We start from the raw sequence: 5224 nt of genomic DNA, 5'->3' as shown, positions 1-5224 counted from the left end.
GGAGATTATCTGGCCGCCACCAGGGACACCCACGAGGCCACCAGCGGGGAAGATCACTGGCCGCCCACGGGGAGCACTACGAGGCCGTTGACACTGTGAGAAGGAGAGCGGTCTGCTGAGCCCGCGGAAAGCCGCTGGCCACCCAGGTCCGCAGGCTGTGGAGCGGTAGCACGGTCCAGGCCCGCCGACACGAGCGCACCCCCTCTTCGCTGAGCTGGACGGGGGCGGTGGGATCGCCGTTGACCAGGTACTTCGTGCTGTAATCCGTCTGACCGTGCCGAAGGATGTGCGTCTTCATACGTCGCCTCCGGCTCCTCGGGCAGATAGGAAGGAAAACACCTCGAACATCTGCGGTGCTCGCGGGTCTCCGGTGTCCACGTAGTAGAGGAGGCCATCGAGGGACAGCAACCTGCACCACGGCGCGATCACTGGGATGGGGATGCGGGAGATCCGGGCGGCTGTCGCGAGTCGCTGGCTCGTCTCTCGGCCAAGGTCGTAGTAGACCGTCCAGAAGGCCCAGTCAAAGGCGGCGTCGCCCACCATAGGCACGGGATCGATCAGCCGTGGGTGGCCCTGGCTGTCGAAGGGCACGTTCTCCCGGTACAGGTCCCCGTGCAGCACGGTGGACCGCCGAGGGTCCTCTTGGAGCATGGTGATCGCGCGAAGCTCGTCGTCGACAAGCTGCTGCCACGGACCCAGATCGAGGCTCAGCGCTCGCTTCTCGATGCGGGGCAGCACCTCGAAGCGAAGGTAGTCACCGAGTAGCGGGAGACTCCCTTCGGGCGGCTTGGTCCGCCCGCGGAGGTGTAGCCCGTGCAGCGCGCCAGCGACCATCTGTGTCTCTCGCTGCCGCCAATCGGAGCCTCCGGGACGCCCTCCCACCATTTCGAGAAGCGCCACCGCCTGGTCGTCGGCGGTCTCCATGACATCGACGGTCAGCCCGCCGGCCCACAGGCGCAGCGCGCGGACCTCATGTTGGTAGCGGGTGGGGTCGGCCCAAGCCTTGAGAATCAGCGGACGCCCGTCGAGATCGGTAGCCGTGGCGATCACAGAGGCGTGGCCAGCATCGTGATAACCCGCGAGTGTGAGTCTCCAGCGTTCCGCCATCTGCCCCAGCACTTCGGGAACGGCGTCCAGCCACTCCTGAGCCTTCGCCCCGTAGTGTGCGATCAGCCGCTCTTGACATCCTGTGGGCACCTTGCCGAGCGTCCGCGTAGTCATCAGCTCAACACGATCCCGTCTTGAACGAGCTCGTCGGTCAGGGTCGGGAACTCTTCCAGAGCCTCGGTGACGAGCGCTTGGACCTTGTCTATCTCGATTTCTTGCGCGGTGAGGCGGACCAGGACGCGCCAGGGCTGGTCCAGCCTCTGCCCCGTGGTGCTCACCAGGTGGACTTCCGCGTGTTCGCCGGTGGCCTCATGGAGCCGTCGCGCCAACCGAATGGCGGCGATGTTGTAGAGCTTGCCGACGTGGTAGACCGGGTTCTTTCCGCTGGCTCCTTCCAGGTTCATCGGGCGCAGAGGTGTTATGAGCCCGTTGACGCGGTTGCCGCGGCCGACCACTCCTTCGTCACCCGACTCGATCGAGCTTCCCGTGTACGTCAGGTACAGCTCGTCCTTCTCCGGTACGTCCCTGGCGTTGAGCCGGAATCGAGCCTCGGCGCCAGGAAGGCGGATGCCGGCGAGCCGGTTGCACTCGGCGAGCACGTTCTCGGTGTTGCGGATGTATTTCGCCCGGCTGCTGACGTGACGCGACTTCTGCGGCACGCACAGCACGATGTCGGCGCTCTCGCCGTCCCAGTACCCCATGAGCTTCACGTCGGAACCGCACCAGGGGTGGGCCTGCGTGAAGTCGCTCTGTCCGGAGAAGTGATCCACCAGTTCGCGGACGAACGTCTCGAAGGGGCTCTCGGGTGCCCAGCCCGTCCCCAGGGAAGTGTCGTTCGAGAGACGCACTCGGCGCTCACGGAGGTCCTCTATGGAGCGCGGGTTGAACCAGCGGGTTCGGTCGGGGGTCTCGTCGCCGATGAGCACGGCACCGGGGCTCGAATTGCTCGTGATGTTGAAGTCGATATCGAGGTGATCCGACACCTCCGGCAGTCGTTCAGCGAAGAACGCCTTGACCTCCGCTTCGACGATCTCCGTGACGGGGATAGCTTCGCCACCGCACCCCGGCGCGGCCCGGCCATTGACGAGGACTCGCACCGGGGAGGTCATCTTGCCGCCGCCGTAGCGGACTTCGCTCGCGCCACCGAGGAGAGCCAGCTTGTCGAAGTTGTGGTGTAGTACGGCACCGAAGTGCTGCACGGTGTACTGACTGTAGGCGCGGGACAAGCGCTCGGCGAGGTGGTCGGCGAGGGTGTCCGGGTGGCCGAGGCCCTTGCGCTCGACGATGGAAGTCGCGTCCGGTTGGGGCGCGCTGGTCTCGACCACTACGTGGCTGTTGCCGACGGTCGTGCTGGTTCGAGGCATGGCCTGCTCCTCACAGAGTTGGATGGGACGTGCGTGGTTCTCGTACGGCCCTGTTGGGTGGACGGAACCGAGATCATCGGGGGACGCCCGCCGCCCGCAAGTGCGCGACGATGCGAGCGAGTTGCCCACAGGCCGCTGCGAGGTCGTCTTTCGCAGCGAGCTGGTAGAGGTCATGCGCTGAAACGAGGTGTATGTCTCCGAAGCGCCGTCGATCGAGCCAGAGGGCAATCCGCCACGCCAAGATGGCTCCGGTGGCACGAAGTTGGCTGACGGTTCCGGTGGGCAGTCGGGGAGGTTCGACTGACGCGTAGATCAAGTCGCGAATGAGATGGAAGACCACATCAGCGTGATCGCTAACGGCGGGGCCTCGCCCACTGGCCTCCCAATCGACGATGTGGAGCTGATCGCCGTCGAACAGCAGGTGTTCCGGCTTGAGATCGCCGTGCAGGTGGACCGTTGGAAGTTCGTTGCAGGGCTTGAGGGCGGCCTCAAGGTCAGGCCACCAGGGCAGTTGTCGACAGCGGCTGGAGAATTGATCGAGAAGGAAGCTCTGGTTGCTTCTGAGAGCGTCACCTTGGAGGCGTCGCCAACCTGGGCCGGGCGCCACGCTATTGCTCTTACGATGGAGCTGATCGGTTGCGGTGGTGACGTGCTGGACATAGTCCTGCACCCCTCGGGCCGTGCGGGTGGAACAGGACCTTCCTGGCACGGCCCCGAACACGGTCCAGGCGCGCGACTCCTGGTCTCCCGTTGCCAATACGGGTGGGACTGAAAGGCCCCATTCCGTAGCAGCCTTGAGCGCGTCCACCTCGCGGCTCCGCCTCTCGTGCGGGGTGATGCCACGGTAGATCTTGAGTAGTGAACTCCCGTCTAGAGCCCACCGAGTGATCGAGTTGGGCTTCACGGCTGCTGTCCCGTAGCCCGTGAGCGGAAGGGGCGTAGTGCCCCCCTGTTCCTTGCTGCGCCCTGCGCGACTCGCCATGGTGCCGCCCTCCCCGTGATCACCTTGGCCCTAGACAACCTCATGAGCGTGTTGCGCGGTACCGTCAACGGGGGTGTCGAAGGGTGTCGCTTCCGCTACCTCCCGTCACAGAGAGGCTGGGCATGACCAACGACGATCTCGCACGGTGGCTCGACCGATCCGGCATGAGCCGAGGCGAGTTGGCACGAAGAGTGAAAGCCAAGGCGTTGCTGTGGAACGAGCCCCACGTCGCCACGAGTACGACGCGAGTGCGCTTCTGGCTAGAAGGCCAGATACCGCGTAGGCCATTACCCGACATCATCGCGGCTGTCTTCTCCGACCGCTTCGGATACCGGGTCACAACGTATGATCTCGGACTCGGCGATGGCGGAGGTACCGAGAACGCACTCGTGTACAACTCTTCCTACGCGGCTACCGTGGAGGTTGTCGCAGACCTTGGGAGAGCTGACGTGGATCGACGAAACTTCCTTGCAGGGACACCGTTCGTAGCCCTCGCTGGCGTAGGCCCATCGCGCGACTGGCTGATGAACGTCCTCGACCAGAAGTCGGAGACCGGCCCCCGGGTGCGTCTTGAAGACGTGACGGCGGTGAAGAACATGTTCGGCGAGTTCCAGAAGATGGACGTCCTCCAAGGGGGCGGCTCTGGCCGCCTGATCCTCGCCGAGTACATGAACCAGCATGTGTACCCCCTCCTCCATCGCACCTATAGCGACGACGTGCGGCGAGCCCTCTGCGAGGCCGCGGCTGAGCAGACTTATCTGCTTGGGTGGATGGCCTACGACAATGGCGAGCACGGCCTAGCCCAGAGGTATCTGATCCAGTCCCTACGTCTGGCTGAAGAATCGGGCAACGCTGCTTTGGGCTCTCACGTGCTCGCGGGCATGGCGGACCAGGCCACGTTGCTTGGGGACCCGGCAGAGGGACGACGCTTGGCCCAGGCTGGACGCCTCGGGCTGTCCCGCGTGGATTCGCCGGCCTGCCTGGCGGACCTCTGGTGCCTTGAGGCGCGAGCGCTCGCACTGCTCAAGGACAAGTCTGCCGCGGCCCACGCCGTGGTCGAGTCGGAGCGGGCATACGCGAAGGCCCGACCGGCGGAGGAGCCGGAGTGGGCCGCGTTCATCGACCCTGCCTACCTGCACGGGGAGCACGCCAACACGTTCCGGGACCTCAACGACGCGAACTCCGCGGACGAGCACGCTCGGAAGTCCATCGACCACGCCAGGAGCCAGAAGCGTGCTCGACGTGGGGCCATGTCTCAGGCCGCCCTCGCCGTCGCGCATTTGCAGCGGAAGGACCTGGAGGCGGCTCACTCCGCTGGTGTTCGCACCCTTAGCCTGACCAGCCAGGTCAAGTCCTCCCGTGCTGTGGAAGCCGTACACGACCTTCAGCGGCGTATGCAGCCATTCGGCGGCCATCGGCTGGTGGCCGACTTCAACGAGCGAGTCAGGGAGCTCACGGCAGCGGCTTGACCGCAGACGCAGGCGCCTCACGCCAGATATCGCGTGTGCGTCGGCCTCACACTTCGGGCCCTTCACCTTCAAGAGCACGCCGCCCGGTGTGCTCGGATCGTGCCCGGATTGGTTGCCGAAGCGGTCCAGCGAAAAGGGCCAGCGTTCGAGGAGCCTGGCAGGTTCCTCGAACGCTGGTGAGAAAATGCGGGCCTCTCGGGAGAGAACCGTTCTAGTGCCGCATCAGGCAACGTTTGCCCTGTTGTGGCGCGCCGTCCGGGTGTCGGCACGGACGGCACGGACCCGTCATGCTGGTCCCGTGG

5 protein-coding genes are annotated in these 5224 nt (G+C 65.3%); 1 reads left to right on the top strand and 4 read right to left on the bottom strand.

Annotated features, from left to right (window positions below; all coding sequences use genetic code 11):
- Positions 1-76: 76 nt before the first annotated feature.
- The 4 genes from ACIP8W_RS31740 to ACIP8W_RS31725 form a co-directional block, all read right to left on the bottom strand.
- The gene (locus tag ACIP8W_RS31740) at positions 77-298 is read right to left on the bottom strand and encodes a histidine phosphatase family protein (protein ID WP_402205866.1); all 222 of its coding nucleotides are present in this window, start codon (positions 296-298) and stop codon (positions 77-79) included.
- Positions 295-1221, bottom strand: a complete 927-nt coding sequence (locus ACIP8W_RS31735; protein ID WP_402205864.1) for an aminoglycoside phosphotransferase family protein — start codon at positions 1219-1221, stop codon at positions 295-297. The genes ACIP8W_RS31740 and ACIP8W_RS31735 overlap by 4 nt, the downstream gene beginning before the upstream one ends.
- Positions 1221-2432 carry a methionine adenosyltransferase gene (locus ACIP8W_RS31730; RefSeq protein ID WP_402205862.1) on the bottom strand — a complete coding sequence of 404 codons (1212 nt, stop codon included), beginning with the start codon at positions 2430-2432 and terminating at the stop codon, positions 1221-1223. The genes ACIP8W_RS31735 and ACIP8W_RS31730 overlap by 1 nt, the downstream gene beginning before the upstream one ends.
- Before the next feature lie 112 nt (positions 2433-2544).
- A complete protein-coding gene (locus tag ACIP8W_RS31725; protein WP_402205860.1) occupies positions 2545-3453 on the bottom strand; it encodes an aminoglycoside phosphotransferase family protein in 909 nt (302 codons plus the stop codon).
- 122 nt (positions 3454-3575) lie between these two features.
- On the opposite strand from ACIP8W_RS31725, the gene ACIP8W_RS31720 reads away from it, so the two are divergent.
- A complete protein-coding gene (locus ACIP8W_RS31720) occupies positions 3576-4922 on the top strand; it encodes a transcriptional regulator (RefSeq protein WP_402205858.1) in 1347 nt (448 codons plus the stop codon).
- Positions 4923-5224 lie beyond the last annotated feature (302 nt).

It is taken from the genome of Streptomyces sp. NPDC088554, assembly GCF_044752945.1.
Classification (GTDB): domain Bacteria; phylum Actinomycetota; class Actinomycetes; order Streptomycetales; family Streptomycetaceae; genus Streptomyces.
This window is presented reverse-complemented; position numbering and strand designations above follow the sequence as displayed.